Raw genomic sequence first — 15,202 nt, forward strand, 5'->3', positions numbered from 1 at the left:
CGAGAGATCCCAGGGCTTGATGGAGGCGTACCCGATGGCACGGCAGGAGTTCAGCGGTCGCGAGACCCGTACCCTCGGCGGCCGGCTGAGCAGGGCGTGGAAGAAGCTCACCACGTCCGAGGCCGAGCTCGAGTCGGCAGACCTGCAGGAGGCCGCCCGACGGGTCGGGGCCCAGCCCATCGAATCGTGCCGGGACCGCGACAGGGTGACCCTCAGCGGCACCGTCGCCAAGCTCACCCGGGCACCCCAGGGTGAGGCGCCGACACTGTCGGTGGAACTCCGTGACGGCTCGGGCACCGTCGAGGTCGCGTGGATGGGACGCCGGACGATCCCCGGCATCGAGACCGGCACGACGATCCGCGTCCATGGCCGCGTGTCCTGTCAGGCCGGGCACCGCACGATGTACAACCCGCGCTACGAGCTGATCGAACCCGGCACGGACTGAACCCGGCACCGGCTTGCCGGGTCAGCCTCGTGGCGTCTCGGGCGTCGCGGGCCGTGCCCCGTCCGGCATCGTCAGCTCGAGCAGGTCGCCCGGTGCCATCGCCACGTCGCCACGTCGCACGACGATCTTGCGGAACGTCTCCAGCAACGGTGCGACCGGCCCGTCGAGGCCTTCCGACACCGACGCCTGGCCGTACAGCACCCCGCGCAGGCACCAGCGTGGGCCTTGGGCCACCCACATCCGCGACGGCTGGTAGCCCTGCTCACCGTCGGGTGTCTGCACCGGCAACAACCGACGCAGCTCAGTCCCGAAGGGGCCCTTCACGTGTGCCACCGAACCACCGGCCTCGTTGGTCGCGGTGACGATCTCCTCGCGCAGTTCGCTCCACAACCCACCACTGCGGGGTGCGGCGAAGGCGGCGATCTCCAGCGCGGAGTCGCCCTTGATCAACAGGGCCGACATGACCTGCTGGGTCTCCTCGGAGACCTGCAGCCGCAACTCCATGCCTTCGAAGCCGGTGACGATCAGGCTGCCCAGGTCGATCCGCATCGGATCCGGCTCGTCCAGCAGCTCGGCGTCCACCTCCGACAGGTCGTACGGGCCGTCGTCCCGCCACCACCGGGCATCGAACGCGTCCCAGTCGGTGTCGTCAGCAGGGGCGTCGGCCCCGGTGTGTGCCTCGTCGACCGCGTCGCGTTCCTCGTCGACCGCGTCGTGGTCCTCGTCGACCGCGTCATGATCCTCGTCGACCTCGGCCTCGGCCGGGGTCGCGGTGTCGGCATGCTCCTCCTCGGATGAATCCGACCGGGATCCACCGCGCTTGCCGAACAACCTGTCAAAGATCATCAAGTTCCCCTCGTCCAGGGCCGCGGGTCGTTCACGGCCTCGCCTAGGATAGTTCGCTCGTTCCAGTCCACCCGGCCACACCGCCGGAGGATCCGTGACCGCCGGCCCCACGGATCGACGCCGGCAGGTCGGTCACCTCCACGAACCGGGCCTGCCAGACCTGCTGGATGACCAGCTGCGCGATCCGGTCGCCACGCTGCAGCTCGATCGGCTCGGTCGGATCGGTGTTGATCAGGCACACCTGGACCTCACCGCGGTACCCGGCGTCGATGGTGCCCGGGGTGTTCACGATCGACAGCCCGTGCCGGGCCGCCAGCCCCGACCGGGGATGCACGAACGCGGCGTAGCCCTCGGGCAGGGCGATCGCGATCCCGGTCGGCACCAGCACCCGCTCACCCGGCTGGATCGTCACGTCCACAGCAATCTGAAGGTCCCCGCCCGCATCGCCGGGGTGGGCGTACGAAGGCAGTTCGACCCCGTCGCGGACCCGGGTGATCAACACCTCAACCGGCATCGACGGCCTCCTTGTGCGCCTGGTCGGTCCGGGGCAGGTGTGACCGGATCGCAGCGGCGAGCAGTTCGGGCCGTCGACTCCCCACGAGCCAGTACGGGTGAGGATCGGCCGGGTCGTCGAGGGTGACCTCCACGACCCGGGGCAGGTAGGGGCGTACCACCAGCAACGCCCGCGCATCCGCCTGTGGACCCATCCGATCACGGCCGGCAGCCTCGTCGAGGGCCGCCACCGAGGCCACGTACGGCCAGGTGAGCACACCACGACCGAGGTGCAGCCCCTCGTCGTCCACCCGGATCCGCAACCCGCCGTAGCTCAGGAACAGGGCCGCCACGACGGCCATCACGGCCACCCCGCTGACCGCACCCGGGCCCCAGCCCAGGAAGTGTGTCACCGCCAGCACCATCGACAGAGCGAACCCGACGCCCAGCAGCCACCAGTGCACCGGCACCCACAGCAGTTCGGTGTAGTCACGGTTCACCTGGATCCCACCGTCCTCCCCCTGTTCATGGTGCCAGCCTCTCATCATCCCTTGCCGAAACCGGACGGCGTCGCTGCGACGACCGGGCCGCCCGCCCCGACGATGACCCGTCGCCGGCAGCGCGGTTAGGATGGAGACGTCCAGGTCCGGCATCCGGGCACGGCCCCGACGAAAGGACACGACGTGGAGTTCTCCGACAAGCTCGTGTGGAAGGTCTACATCGGCGTGATCGGTGCGGTGACCACCATCGCGGCGCAGAAGTTGATCACGTTGGCATGGCGGGCCGCCACCGGTGAGGAGCCCCCGTCACCGACGGATCCGGAGACCCCGCTGGCGACCGCGGCCACCTGGGCCCTTGCCAGCGGCGTGGGCATGGGTGCCACGCAACTGCTGACCGCGCGGCTGGCCGCACGCCACTACGCCAAGAGCGGTCGCAAGGCGCCCGGGCTCGGCCGGGTCAAGTTGAAGCTCTGACCCGGCCCGCCCGTCCCGACAGGTGTCAGGCCCGTCCCGACAGGTGTCAGGCCCGTCCCGACAGGTGTCAGGCCCGTCCCGACGGGTGTCAGCCTGCGCAGTCGTAGCAGTAGTGGTTCTTCCCACGCGTCTCGGCGATCTGGCTGCGGTGACGCACCAGGAAGCACCCGGCACAGGTGAATTCGTCCTGCTGCCGCGGCAGCACCCTGACGGTGAGTTCCTCGTGTGACAGGTCGGCACCGGGCAGCTCGAACGACTCGGCCGCCTCGACCTCGTCCTCGTCGACCTTGCCGGAGTTCTTGTCGTTGCGGCGGGTCTTGAGCTCTTCGAGGCTGTCCTCGCTGTTCTCGTCATCGGTCTTGCGTGGGGCGTCGTAATCGGTCGCCATCTCTTCCCTTCTCCAATACCTGCGACGGTGGTCGTCCACCGCGTGAAAGTCATGTGTGTGGGCACCGGCGGACAGGCCGCGCGGCCCGTCCGGCTCCGCGTATCTTTATCACACTCACGCAGCGCCTGGGTGCCGGCGTATGAACCACAACGCCGTCTCGCCCGTTTTGTTCCTGTTCCCGCCAACTTTCTGGATCGGAATCCGTACCGATGGCTCGTGTCCTGTGTTGCCCCGACTCGTTCAAGGGCAGCCTCGACGCCCTCACCGCCGCACGATCCTTGGCGGCCGGCTGGACCGAGGTTCGACCCGACGACCAGGTGTGCTGTCTGGCCCAGGCCGACGGCGGAGAGGGCACGGTAGCAGCCGTCGCCGCCGGTGACCCGAGCGGGCACCTGCATGAGGTGGCCGGCCTGACCGGCCCGGACCACAGCCCGGTCACCGCGCGGTGGTATCGGCTCGGCGACATCGGGGTCTGTGAGGTCGCGACGGTCGCCGGGTTACCGCTGATGCCCACCCCCGACGCCCTCGGCGCCACCAGCCGAGGCGTGGGTGAGCTGATCGCCGCCGCGATCGACGCCGGCTGCCGTGAGGTGTTCGTCGGGCTGGGCGGATCGGCCAGCACCGACGGCGGTGCCGGCGCGCTGGCGGCCCTCGGACACGGCCTGTTCGCCGCCGACGGGTCGGTGCTGCCCGACGGCGGCGGCGCCCTCACCGGACTGGCCCGGATCGTACGGCCCGCGCAACCGCCCGCCTGCCGGGTCACGTTGGTCACCGACGTGACCGCTCCCCTGCTGGGCGACGGTGGCGCGGCGGCGGTGTTCGGTCCGCAGAAGGGGGCGGACGCCGCGGACGTCGTCCGGCTGGAAGCGGGTCTGACCCGGTGGGCCGAACTGCTCGGCGGGCCGACCGACCAGCCGGGGATGGGCGCCGCCGGTGGCCTCGGATACGGCCTGGTGCGGGGCCTGGGTGCCCAGATCGTCGACGGCGCGGCCTGGGTGGCCACGCGCACCGGGCTGACCGAGGCACTGGCCGCCAGTGACCTGGTGATCACCGGGGAGGGCCGGTTCGATGCGACCTCGCTCACCGGGAAGGTCGTGGGCCACGTGGTGGCACTGGGCGAGGCCCACGGGGTCCCGGTGCAGGTCGTCGCCGGTCAGGTCGAGCCGGTGGCCGGGGTCGCGGCCCGGTCGCTGGTGGAATGGGCAGGTGATCCCCCGTCGGCGATGGCCGATCCGCAGCGGTGGCTACGCGCCGCCGGTCGCCGGCTCGCCGAGGAGTTCGGCGATCGCTGACCGGCCCGGTTCGCGCAGGTTCGGGCAGCAGTCGGGGCGACAGGTCAACCACCCCGGCCCACCGAGGGTGCCGGGTTCGGTCGACGGTTGCCGTTCGCCGCGAGCCACCTCTGCCCTGGCCTGCAACGCGTCGACCAGCCCGCTGACGAAGGCTGGGTGCGTACCGGCCGTCGCGGCCCGGACACAGGTGATGCCGACCTCAGCCGCGGTGGCCGCGGCCTCGGTGTCGAGGTCCTGGATCACCTCCATGTGGTCGGAGGTGAAGCCGATCGGTGCCAGCACGACCGGATGCGGGTCGCCGGCCAGCTCGCGGAGCCTGTCGTTCACGTCCGGCTCCAGCCACGGCTGCGACGGCGGGCCCGAGCGGGAGCAGTACACCAGTTCGTGGCGCAGACCCGGCCACTGTTCGCTCAGCCGGGCCACCACCCGTTCGCCGACGCTCTCGTGCCACGCCACGTACGACCCCGCGTCAGGTCGTCCGCTCGGCCCGGCGGACTCGGCCATCGCGGTCGGGATGGAGTGGGTCACGAACAGGATCCGTGCCGGCGGTGTGTCCCCGAGTCGGCGCAGCGCACCGTCGACCGCGTCGGCGTTGGCCGTCACGAATCCCTCGTCGGTCGCGTACTGTCCGATCCGGTCGACGACCAGGTCGTCGGCCCCGGCTTCGGCCAGCGCGTCGGCCACGTTCTCCCGGTACTGCCGACACGACGAGTACGACGGGTAGGCACTGGTGGTGAGGGCCAGCAACCGTCGGGCACCGGACTGCTGGGCCGCCGCGATCGTGTTGGCGAGGTACGGCTCGGAGTTGCGGTTGCCCCACCACAGCTCCACGTCGACCTCGCGGCGCGCCAGTTCCTGTTCCAGTGCGGCCAACAGTGCCCGGCACTGGTCGTTGATGGGGCTCCGACCACCGTGGTCGTGGTAGTGCTCGGCGACCAGGGCCAGCCGTTCGTCGGGGATGTTGCGGCCAGCGGTCACGCGGCGCAGGAACGGCATCACCTCGTCGGGAGCCTCCGGTCCGCCGAAGGACACCAGCAACACACCGTCATAGGGATCGAGCACGCCCCCATGGTGCCACCCAGCAGCAGTTCCGCCGACCGGGCCCGAAGATGCCGTGTCGACATACCGCCACGGAAGCTTGCTGCCCGCACGGTGAGGTGCCACAGTTGGCGCCAGCACCGGCCGCGGGGACGGCAGGGCGAGCGAGAGGAAACGACATGGGTTACGGCATCGGAATCGGGATCGTGCTGATCGTGATCGGGGCGATCCTGGTCTTCGCACTCCAGGTCGACATTCCCGGCATCGGGGACGACACGCTGGGCATCATCCTGATCGTCGCCGGCGTCGCGGCGATCATCCTGGGCTTCGTGTTGGCTGCCCTGCGCGGCAGGTCGCGCCACGTCACCGAGGTCCGCGGTCAGCAGGGCACCGAGGTGCGCGAGACCCGCCGCGACGACGTCGTCTGACAGCTTGGGTGCCGCCGGACTCGCTGCCACTCCACTGGTGCGACACGGCGAGGCACCCACTCTCCGCAGGAACCACCGAGTAGGTTTGGGTCAGGGCCACGTCACGATCCGGTGGCGAACCGCCAAACATCGGGCGACGTCGGCCGCCGAGACAGTGTCCGTCCAGGACAACACCGAGACACCAGGGGACCGCGGAGATCTTGATGGAGAGTGAACTCAGGCCACGAGACATCCAGGCTCGGGTCAGGGCCGGCGCATCGGTCGAGGAGCTCGCCAGCCAGACGGAGATGTCAGCGGCGATGGTCGAGCGCTTCGCCGGGCCGGTGCTGGCCGAGCGTGCCCACACGGCGGCGGCCGCACTCACCTCGACCCTGCGACGGACCGGCGGGGGGTCGTCCCACAGCCCGTTGCGGATCGCGGTCAGCGAGCGGCTGGCGAGCGTCGGCGTTGAGTTCGACACCGTCGACTGGGACTCGTACCGGTTGCCCGACGCCCGGTGGGCGGTGACCGCCACCTACGTGATCGCGGAGGAACGGCGGACCGCGGAGTTCATCTTCCACCCGTCCGGAAAGTTCTCCGTCACCGCGAACGACGAGGCCGGCGGACTGGCGCGGGAGCTCCCGTGGCCGCCGGCCGGCGAGTCGGCACCCGAGGAGTCCGCGGACGGCGACGACGAGCCGACGGTCGACCTGGCCGACGAACTGGCCCTGGTGACCGCCACCCGTGAGGAGGCGGAACGGGCTGCCCGGGAGAACGGGAACGGCACCGACGGCGGTGACGCCCCGGGTGACAACACGACCACGACGGCGAAGGCCGGCGCCACTCCCGACCGGGCCGGCCAGGGCAGGCGCGGCGGCCGACGGAAGTCCGCGGCGCCTACGGAGGCCAGCACCGCACCGGCTGCCGAGGTGACCGACGAGGCCGCTGAGGACGGCGCGGCCAGCCAGGGCAGCAGCGATCAGGCGGACGACGCCGATTCGACGACGGCCGATTCGACGACGGCCGAGACGACGACGGCCGAGACGACGACGGCCGAGACGAACGCGGCCGAGACGGCGACGGAGACCTCCGCGCCGGCGGAGGACACGGCAACGGACACCACGGTGGGGAGCGAGCAGGCGACCGCGTCGGCCCAGCCCGCCGAAGCCTCCCCCGCATCGGGGCGATCCGGCCGGAAGGCGAGGACACGGCAGTCGCGCCGCGCCCGTACCCGGACCAAGCCGACGACCAGCGAGCCCCCCGCGGCCTCGACCGCGGGCACCGACGCCGGTCCGACACCCGAACCCTCGAGCGCCGCACCCGAACTCAGCGAGGACGGCACCGGCTCGCAGATCGATCGGCTGTTCGCCATGTTCGACGGGGACGACGGGCCACGCCGGGACGACGGTGAGGACACCGGTCCGCTGTACGCGGGGCTGAGTGATGCGGCCGCCGTACCGGACGTCGACAGCGGCCAGACCTGGGACAGTGGCGACAGCACCGAGATGCCGGTCGAACCGAGCCTGTTCGACGACGACCCGACCTTCGCCGTCGCTCCTGCGCCGGCACCCCCACCGAAGCAGCGCCGCCAGCGACGTACGTCACGCACGGACCGAGCGGCCACGACGGACAACACTGACGCGACGGACAACACCGACGCGACGGACAACACTGACGCGACGGACAACACTGACGCGACGAGCAGCAACGATCCGGCCGCCACCGACGCGGCCGCGGCGCCGGTCGAGTCACCCACGCCGAGCCCACCCGACGCGCCCGGCGAAACGGTGGCCGACACCGCTGACTCGGTTGACACCGCTGGCCCGGCCGACACCGCTGGCTCGGGCCACGCCGCTGACTCGGCTGACGCCACCGACCCGGCCGACAGGGCTTCGACGGCGGATCAGGACCCCGCGGCGTCCGCCGAGAAGCCGACCACCGACAAGCCGGCCACCGAGAAGCCGGCCGAGGCGCCGGCGAAGTCGAAGCGCCGCAAGGGGCGGGCAGCCGTACCGAGCTGGGACGAGATCATGTTCGGGTCTCCCCGCCGCCGCGGCTGACGCCCCCTCCCGTCGACGGACCCTCCCGTCGACGGACCCTACTGCTGACGATCCGTCGGGCCGGCATCCCCGGCCTCAGCCGGGTCGCCGAACGGATCAGTCGTCGTCGCCGGTGGCGACCGGGCGGTCGGGATCGCGGATCCATTCACTCCATGACCCCGGGTAGAGCACGCCGTCGGCCCGCCCGGCGACGGCGAGTGACAGCACGGCCTTGCTGGCGGTCAGTCCGGAGCCGCAGTAGATGACCGGCTGCTCCCCCACCCCGGCCCACCGTTCGGCCAACTCCTCGGCCGGTCGCAGCCCGCCGTGCTCGGAGTCGAGGTCACCGATCGGCAGGTTGACCGCACCGGGGATGTGGCCGGCCACCGGGTCGATCGGCTCGGACTCCCCGGCCCACCGCTCCCGGATGCGGACGTCGACCACCGACCCCGCCGCCGTACGGACCTCCTCGGGCCCGACCTGGGGCAACCGGCCCGGGTGTGCGGTGAAGTCGCCCGGCCGGACCGGGTCGTCCGGCCCGGCCACCACCGGCCGCCCGGCTGCCGCCCAGGCCCGGAACCCGCCGTCCAGCACGCGTACCTGATCATGACCGGCATCGCGCAGGAGCCACCACAGTCGCGCGGCTCCGAGCAGGTCCCCGCCGTCCATCGCGACCACCTCGGTGGCCTCGGACACCCCGACCCGGCGCAGGGCGGCGGTCAGCCGGTCCGCGCTCGGCAACGGATGACGTCCCCGATCCCCCGGCGGGTCGGACAGTTCGCGATCCACGTCGAGCCAGCGGGCGCCAGGCAGGTGTCCTTCGACGAACTCGTCGCGGCCCGGCCGCCCCACCAGGTTGTAGCGGGCGTCCAGGACGACCGGGGCGTTCGGCCCACCGAGCGCCTCGGCCAGCTCGGCCACATCGATCATGATCATCGGGCCCGCTCCCGCTCCGGCGCCGACGTGCCACCGGGGACCATGATCAACGGCACCAGCATCTCGGTCGGTGTCAGTGAGCCGTGCATCCCGACCAGGCTCAACTCGTGCGGCGCCGTCCGGGTCATCACCGCCGCGTCACCCCGCATCGCCACCAGCACGTGGCCGAGCCGCTCCACCATCGCCGGATCGACCGGACCGAACCAGCCCTCGCCGATCGCTTCGTCCCGGGTGCGCACCCACGCGTCGTCACCCAGCCGTGCCCGCCACCGGGCGGCCACGACCGTCGGGTCGGTCCCGTCGACGTAAAGCTGCCGGAACCGACCCTCGCCGGCCAGGCAGTCGACGTCGGCCAACAGGTCGGGCTCGTCCTCGACCACCAGTTGACGTGCGGTCGGCACGTCGACCATGCCGTGGTCGCCGGTCACCACCAGCACCGCGTCCGCGGGCAGTCGTGCCGCCAGGGTGCGGCAGTTGCCGTCGAGCCGGGCCAACTGGGCACGCCACGCCTCGCTCTGCCAACCATCGGTGTGGCCGGTCATGTCGAGCCGGCGCTCATAGGCGTACACCAGGGTCCGTTCGGCTCCCGTCACCCGGGACAGGATCCGCTCGGTCCGTACCCGCTCGTCGTTCTCGTCGCGGAGTCCGACGAACTCGGGACCGCGCAGCGCCGCCTCGGTCAACCCGCTCTCGGCGAACCGGGCCAGCGACACCGTCGCCGTGGCGACCTGACCGGTCAGTTCCTCGAACACCGTCGGCACCGGTTGGACGAACCGCGGTGAGTGCGGCACCTCCCACGACAGCGCGTTCAGCACGGCACCCTTCGCGCGCGGCAACCGGAAGGTGTAGCCCACCATCCCGTGCTGGCCGGGTGGCCGACCGGTGCCGAGCCCGGACAGGCTGGTGGTGGTGGTCGACGGCACCGAGACCGTCACCGGTGGGCGTCGGGACGCCAACGCCGAGAGGTACGGCGCGTGCTCGCGAGCGGCGTCCAGGTTGTGCCACCCGAGTCCGTCCACCATCAGCACCACCCACCGTGGCGCCGACGGCAGCACGAGGAGGTTGTCGAAGCCCGGCACCCCTTGTGCCGCAGCGATCGACGGCAGCAGGTCGATCAGGGAGTTGCGGCCGTACTGGGGTGGGAGGGGCCCGTCGAGATCGACAGGGCTCATGCGGTCGCCCGTTGCAGCTTGGTGCCGAAGCGGACCAGCCGCTTCACCGAATCCATGCCGTCGGCAGCGGTGCTCATCCGGACCACCAGGTCGTCGCCGACCATGGCGCCGGTCAGGCCGTGGTCGGCCTCGCACTGCGGGTCCGGACAGTCGGCCGGCTCGAGGTCGATCCGACGGACGGCACCCCAGTTGACCGTCAGCCAGGCCTCGACCACCTGCTCCTGGTCGTACTTCGCCGGGTCACCCACGACCCGGGTCACCGTGACGGTGTCGATCGACCGGAGCGGCACCGATTCGGTCGACGTCGCGGCCTGCTGGCGGGGCGGCTCCCCCTCCGGGGACGGGTGGTCGTCGGTGTGACCGACCAACATCCGGGTCGGGGTGAGCACCAGGATCGTGACGTGGCGATGGATCTGGTCGCGGCTGAAGGTCGGCTCGTGGTGGACGACGTGGTCGACCACCTCCTCACCGTCGACGCCGAGCAGCACCGCGTCCAACACCAGGTCGGGGAAGTAGCCGCAGGTCTCGATGTCGGCGCGCAGGGCCTCCAGACTTCTCATGGGGACCATCCTTGCACGCCGGTCCGACAGTCCCCGTCCGTCGCCGATCCGGCTGCCGCGAGGTCGCCCCCGGCTGCCCGGTGCCGACCCACGGCGGGTGGTTCAGCCCAGCGAACGGGCACCCGGGTCGCGCTGGTCACCGGTGGGTGCCACCACGACCCGGGCCCGCACCACGCTCACGCCTTCGGGCGACACGATGCACGGCACCAGTTGGACGTGCGCCAGCTGCGGCAACGCGTCGGCCAACTGCGCCACCCGGTGCAGCAGGTCCTCCAGGGCGCCCACGTCCACCGGCGGCATGCCCCCGTACGAACCGAACAGCACCGGTGCGGACCGCAGGTCGCGGACCATCGCCGCCGCGTCGACCGTGGTGAGCGGCGGGACGCGGTGGACGACGTCGGAGAGCAGGTCGCTGGTCAGCCCCGCCAACCCCAGCCGGACGACCGGGCCGAAGGCGGCGTCCTCCCGTGACTCGATGCTGAGCGAGGTCCCGACCGGCATCATCGCCTGGATCACCGGGGCCGACTCGGCGGCACTGCGGCCGAGGTGGGTGGTGAGCGCCTGCAGGTCGTCCCACGCCTCCCGCAGCTCGAACTCGTTGTCGATGTTGCGGTAGACCCCGGCCAGGTCCTGCCGGCCCCGCACCCCCGCCGCGGTGGCCTTGAGCACCACGTTCCACCCCAGCTCGGTCGCCCGGGCCAATGCGTCGTCGAAGGTGTCGACCCGGTACTGCGGCACCACCCGGATCCCGAACGCACGCAGCAGTTCGGCCGATTCGGCGTCGGACAGTTCGCGCCCGCGCGGGGTGTCGGCGAGCACCCGGTTGACCACCCGGCGGGCGGAGTGCTCGTCGTGTTCCAGCAGCGGTACGGCACCGGGGTCCCGTTCCCGCCACTTGGCGTAGCCGGTCACCGCCGACAGGGCCTGCATGGCGTCGGAGACGCCGTCGAAGGACGGCAGCGCCCCGATCCGGTCGGGCTCGGCACCGGCGGTCGGCGACTCGTCGAAGTCGAGGAACGCCGCGAGCAGCGGCTTGTCGTGGGCGTCGAGTTCCTCGAGTTGCTGCCGGACGAACGCCTGGTCGCCACCGAACACGCGGACCACCGCGCACAGCACCGCGTCGCAGCTGTCCCCGGCCACCATGGCGGCGGTCGCGGCGACCAGCTCGTCGTCTCCGGACGTGGCGTCTAGCACGACGGTCTCCACTACCAGGCCGAGGCTCTGCGCGGCATGGCGGGCCTGCCGTTCCAAGCTGGCGGAGTTGGTCACCAGACCGACCCGCGGCCCCTTCGGCAACGGCTGCCGGGCCAGGATGCCGGCGATGTCGAACATCGCGTCGCGGCGGTGCACCACCAACACCCCGGCCTGCCGGAAGACCGCGTCGACGGCGGCCGCGGGCAGTCGGGCCAGTCCACCGCGGTCGCCGTCGTGGGAGCTCCAGTCGGCCCGCCCGGGGGCGAACACGATCACCGGCTTGCGGCGGGTCAGCCGACGGGCGATGCGGGAGAACTTGCGTGGGTTGCCGATGCTGTCGAGGGACAGGACGCAGACCCGCGTCGAGTCGTCGTCCTCCCAGTACTGCATCACGTCGTTACCGGTGACGTCGGCCAGTTCGCCGGTGCTGACGAAGGAGGACACACCCAGGTCGGCACGGGCCGCGGCGCGCAGCAGTCCCACCCCGACCGCAGCGGACTGGCAGAACAGTCCGACGTGACCGGGTCGTGGCATCGGTGCCGGGGACGCGTTCAGCGCGACCGCGTCGGCGGTGTTGATCAGGCCGAGGGCGTCGGGGCCGACCGCCCGCAGCCCGTACGCCCGCGCCAGCGAGATCAACCGGGGCGACTCCTTGGGCCCGATCCCCGAGCCGGTCAACGCGACCACCGCGTGGGCCTTGCGGTGGGCGGCCTCGATCACCACCTGCGCCAGGTGGTCGGCCGGGATCGCCGCCAGCACCAGGTCGATGTCGCCGGCGACGTCGGCCACCGACGGGGCGTTCGGCACCCCCGCCACCGGTAGCCCGTCGGTGCTGACCGCCGCCACCTGGCCGCGGAACCCGGAGGTGAGCAGGGAATGGACCAGCGGGGTGGCCCGGTCCGCCGGGCCGAGGACGACCACCGACTCGGGGTGCAGCAGCCGGCGCATCGAGGCCCCCTCGGCCCGGTGCTCGCGACGCTCCATCACCCCGACCGAGGTGTTGGTCGGCAGGATCGGGAAGTCGACGGCGATCACGCCGTCCTCGACGTCCTTCCGGACGTGGTAGCCGGCGTCGGCGAAGACTGACACCATCCGACGGTTCTGCGGCAGGACGTCGGCGACGAACCGGGTGATGCCGCGTTCCCGGGCCGCCTCGGCGAGGTGCTCGAGCAGGAGTTGGGCGATGCCACGCCCCTGGTGGGCGTCCTCGACCAGGAACGCCACCTCGGCCTGCTCGGCCTCGACCCGGTCGTACCGGCCGATCGCGATCATCTCGTCGGCCAGCGTGATCACCAGGGCCACCCGGTCGACGTAGTCCACCTCGGTGAAGCGCCGGACGTCGGCCTTGGACAGCCGGGGGTACGGGGCGAAGAAGCGCAGGTACTTGGACTCGGCCGACACGCGGGCGTAGAAGTCGACCAGCGCCGGGCCGTCATCGGGTCGTACGGGTCGTAGGTGGGCGGTCCGGCCGTCGGTGAGGAGGACGTCCGCCTCCCACTCCACGGGGTAACCCGGGGGCAGGTCCGCTTCCCTGGACGACGAGCCGACAGTCACGTGGGCCAGCCTATCGGGCCGGACCGGCGGACCACGGGTGCCGGGAGGGAGGTGTACCTCACGCTCCCGGCACCGTGCTCAACGAGCGCTGGTCCGCGGGAACCGCCACCGGGTCAGCAGGGCGGCGACCAGCAGGATCCCGGCACACCACGCCAGGGCCACCAGTCCGTACGGCCCGACCTCACCGCCGAGCAGCAGGGCCCGCAACGCCTCGATGATCGGTGTCACCGGCTGATGGGTCGCCACCGGCTGCAGCCAGCCCGGCATCGTGGCGATGGGGACGAACGCGCTCGACAGGTACGGCAGGAACAGCAGCACGAAGCCGTACCCGTTGGCGGCCTCCGGACTGCCCGCCACGAGGCCGATGAAGGCGAACAGGGCCGTGATCGCGAGGACGTACGCGGCCACCAGGCCGATCACCGCCAGCCATTCCAGCGGCCCGGCCCCGGGTCGGAACCCCATCGCGAAGGCGACCCCGATCACCACCGCGGTGGCCACCAGGTTGCGGGCGAGGCTGGCGATCGTGTGGCCGACCAGCACGGTGGCGCTGACGATCGGCAGGGTTCGGTACCGCTTCATCGCCCCGGCCGTCATGTCCCGGCTGACCGACACCGCCACCCCCGAGGCGCCGAAGCCGGCGCAGGTCAAGATGATGCCGGGGACCACGTAGTCGATGTAGCCGTCCCCCTGGATCGCGCCGCCGAACACGGTGGTGAACAGCAACATCAACATCACCGGCAGCGCAATGGCCATCAACAGGCCCTCACCGTCGCGCAGGCTGTGTCGCATGCTGCGACCGATGAAGGCCAGGCTGCTGGCCGGGACCGACACCGTCCGGGGCGCCGGCCGGGACAGCGTGGTGGTCGCCGTGGTCATGCCGCCACCTCCTGTCCGATCCCGCCCGGTCGCCCGGCACCCTCCGCCGAGGTCAACGCGATGAAGGCGTCGTCGAGGGTGGGTCGTCGCAGCTCCGCGCGGAGCTGCTGTTCGGTCGGGCCGAGTCCTGCCAGCACGCGGGCCGTGTCGGCCGCCGTACCGTCGACGTCGAAGCTGCGGACCACCTGGTCGTGGTCGTCCAGCAGCACCAGCGAGGCCGTGCCGACCAGGGTGATCAGCTCGGCGGCGGTGCCGTCGGCCACGATCCCGCCGTCGCGCAGGACCACGATCCGGTCGGCCAGTTCCTCGGCCTCCTGCAGGTACTGGGTGGTCAGGAAGACCGTGGTCCCGGCCGCGGCGACCTCACGGATGTTCGCCCACAGGTTCGTCCGACTGGTCGGGTCGAGCCCGGTCGACGGTTCGTCGAGGAACAGGACGGCCGGCTGGTCGATCAGGCTCGCGGCGAGGTCGAGCCGGCGGCGCATCCCGCCCGAGTACGTCGACGCACGGCGGTCGGCGGCTTCGGTCAGGGCGAAGGTGGAGATCAGCTCGCCCGCCCGGTGCCGGGCCTCGTCCGCCCCCAGTCCCAGCAGACGACCGATCAGGACGAGGTTCTCCCGGCCGGTGAGCATGTCGTCCAGCGCGGCGTCCTGGCCGGTGGCGCTGATCACCCGACGGGCCGCGGCGGGGTGGGCCACGACGTCGACCCCGGCGATCTCGACATGACCGGAGTCGGGGGTCACCAGGGTGGTCAAGATGTTGACCATGGTGCTCTTGCCGGCGCCGTTGGGGCCGAGCAGGGCGAAGACGCCGGGTCCGATCCGCAGTGACAGCTCGCGCAGTACGGGGACGTCGCCATAGCTCTTGGCGACCCGGGTGATCTCGATGACAGGGTCCATCTCACTTCCTCTCCAAGGGGTACGCAGGGCTTTCAGCTGCGATCTGTGTACGTGACTCACTGAGTATGACACACACTGTATGTCTCGCAC

The 15,202-nt window shown here is 71.6% G+C and carries 16 protein-coding genes; 5 read left to right on the forward strand and 11 right to left on the reverse strand.

Going from position 1 to position 15,202, the window contains the following annotated elements; all coding sequences use genetic code 11:
• Nucleotides 1-34: 34 nt before the first annotated feature.
• Nucleotides 35-445: an OB-fold nucleic acid binding domain-containing protein gene (locus ACQBAU_RS10260; protein WP_434549044.1), complete on the forward strand. Its 411-nt coding sequence runs from the start codon at nt 35-37 to the stop codon at nt 443-445.
• Between the two features lie 21 nt (nt 446-466).
• Here ACQBAU_RS10260 and ACQBAU_RS10265 read toward each other — a convergent pair whose 3' ends face one another.
• The 3 genes from ACQBAU_RS10265 to ACQBAU_RS10275 are packed head-to-tail and all read right to left on the reverse strand — an operon-like array spanning nt 467 to nt 2,283.
• Entirely contained in the window at nt 467-1,291 is an 825-nt protein-coding gene (locus ACQBAU_RS10265) for a DUF3710 domain-containing protein (RefSeq protein ID WP_465256677.1), read from the reverse strand.
• 43 nt (nt 1,292-1,334) lie between these two features.
• Nucleotides 1,335-1,805 (reverse strand): dUTP diphosphatase, encoded by a 471-nt coding sequence (dut, locus tag ACQBAU_RS10270; RefSeq protein ID WP_434549046.1) that lies wholly within the window; start codon nt 1,803-1,805, stop codon nt 1,335-1,337.
• The gene (locus tag ACQBAU_RS10275; RefSeq protein WP_465256678.1) at nt 1,795-2,283 is read right to left on the reverse strand and encodes a DUF3093 domain-containing protein; all 489 of its coding nucleotides are present in this window, start codon (nt 2,281-2,283) and stop codon (nt 1,795-1,797) included. The genes dut and ACQBAU_RS10275 overlap by 11 nt, the downstream gene beginning before the upstream one ends.
• Before the next feature lie 183 nt (nt 2,284-2,466).
• On the opposite strand from ACQBAU_RS10275, the gene ACQBAU_RS10280 reads away from it, so the two are divergent.
• Nucleotides 2,467-2,757, forward strand: a complete 291-nt coding sequence (locus ACQBAU_RS10280) for a DUF4235 domain-containing protein (protein WP_434549048.1) — start codon at nt 2,467-2,469, stop codon at nt 2,755-2,757.
• Nucleotides 2,758-2,845: 88 nt separating this feature from the next.
• Here ACQBAU_RS10280 and ACQBAU_RS10285 read toward each other — a convergent pair whose 3' ends face one another.
• Nucleotides 2,846-3,145 carry a DUF4193 domain-containing protein gene (locus tag ACQBAU_RS10285; protein WP_434549049.1) on the reverse strand — a complete coding sequence of 100 codons (300 nt, stop codon included), beginning with the start codon at nt 3,143-3,145 and terminating at the stop codon, nt 2,846-2,848.
• A gap of 209 nt (nt 3,146-3,354) precedes the next feature.
• Between ACQBAU_RS10285 and ACQBAU_RS10290 the strand changes: the two genes are divergently transcribed.
• Nucleotides 3,355-4,437, forward strand: a complete 1,083-nt coding sequence (locus ACQBAU_RS10290; protein ID WP_434549050.1) for a glycerate kinase family protein — start codon at nt 3,355-3,357, stop codon at nt 4,435-4,437.
• Here the strand turns inward: ACQBAU_RS10290 and ACQBAU_RS10295 are convergent.
• Complete coding sequence (locus ACQBAU_RS10295) at nt 4,390-5,499, reverse strand: ferrochelatase (protein WP_434549051.1); 1,110 nt, start codon at nt 5,497-5,499, stop codon at nt 4,390-4,392. The two genes, ACQBAU_RS10290 and ACQBAU_RS10295, sit on opposite strands and share 48 nt — an antisense overlap.
• Before the next feature lie 155 nt (nt 5,500-5,654).
• Here ACQBAU_RS10295 and ACQBAU_RS10300 point away from each other — a divergent pair, with 155 nt between their 5' ends.
• A complete protein-coding gene (locus ACQBAU_RS10300; RefSeq protein WP_434549052.1) occupies nt 5,655-5,903 on the forward strand; it encodes a DUF6458 family protein in 249 nt (82 codons plus the stop codon).
• Between the two features lie 203 nt (nt 5,904-6,106).
• A complete protein-coding gene (gene sepH, locus ACQBAU_RS10305) occupies nt 6,107-7,942 on the forward strand; it encodes a septation protein SepH (RefSeq protein ID WP_465259353.1) in 1,836 nt (611 codons plus the stop codon).
• A gap of 96 nt (nt 7,943-8,038) precedes the next feature.
• On the opposite strand, the gene ACQBAU_RS10310 is transcribed toward sepH, so the two are convergent.
• The 6 genes from ACQBAU_RS10310 to ACQBAU_RS10335 form a co-directional block, all read right to left on the reverse strand.
• On the reverse strand, nt 8,039-8,857 hold the full coding sequence (locus ACQBAU_RS10310) for a sulfurtransferase (protein ID WP_434549053.1): 819 nt from the start codon (nt 8,855-8,857) through the stop codon (nt 8,039-8,041).
• A complete protein-coding gene (locus tag ACQBAU_RS10315; RefSeq protein ID WP_465256679.1) occupies nt 8,854-10,029 on the reverse strand; it encodes an alkaline phosphatase family protein in 1,176 nt (391 codons plus the stop codon). The genes ACQBAU_RS10310 and ACQBAU_RS10315 overlap by 4 nt, the downstream gene beginning before the upstream one ends.
• The gene (locus ACQBAU_RS10320; RefSeq protein ID WP_434549055.1) at nt 10,026-10,589 is read right to left on the reverse strand and encodes a DUF5998 family protein; all 564 of its coding nucleotides are present in this window, start codon (nt 10,587-10,589) and stop codon (nt 10,026-10,028) included. Before ACQBAU_RS10320 ends, ACQBAU_RS10315 begins: the two co-directional genes overlap by 4 nt.
• Before the next feature lie 102 nt (nt 10,590-10,691).
• On the reverse strand, nt 10,692-13,337 hold the full coding sequence (locus ACQBAU_RS10325) for a bifunctional acetate--CoA ligase family protein/GNAT family N-acetyltransferase (RefSeq protein ID WP_465256680.1): 2,646 nt from the start codon (nt 13,335-13,337) through the stop codon (nt 10,692-10,694).
• A gap of 78 nt (nt 13,338-13,415) precedes the next feature.
• Nucleotides 13,416-14,213 carry an ABC transporter permease gene (locus ACQBAU_RS10330; RefSeq protein WP_434549057.1) on the reverse strand — a complete coding sequence of 266 codons (798 nt, stop codon included), beginning with the start codon at nt 14,211-14,213 and terminating at the stop codon, nt 13,416-13,418.
• A complete protein-coding gene (locus ACQBAU_RS10335) occupies nt 14,210-15,112 on the reverse strand; it encodes an ABC transporter ATP-binding protein (protein WP_465256681.1) in 903 nt (300 codons plus the stop codon). Before ACQBAU_RS10335 ends, ACQBAU_RS10330 begins: the two co-directional genes overlap by 4 nt.
• Nucleotides 15,113-15,202 lie beyond the last annotated feature (90 nt).

This window comes from Carbonicoccus niuqiaonis (assembly GCF_050157065.1).
Classification (GTDB): Bacteria; Actinomycetota; Actinomycetes; order Propionibacteriales; family Propionibacteriaceae; genus Avipropionibacterium.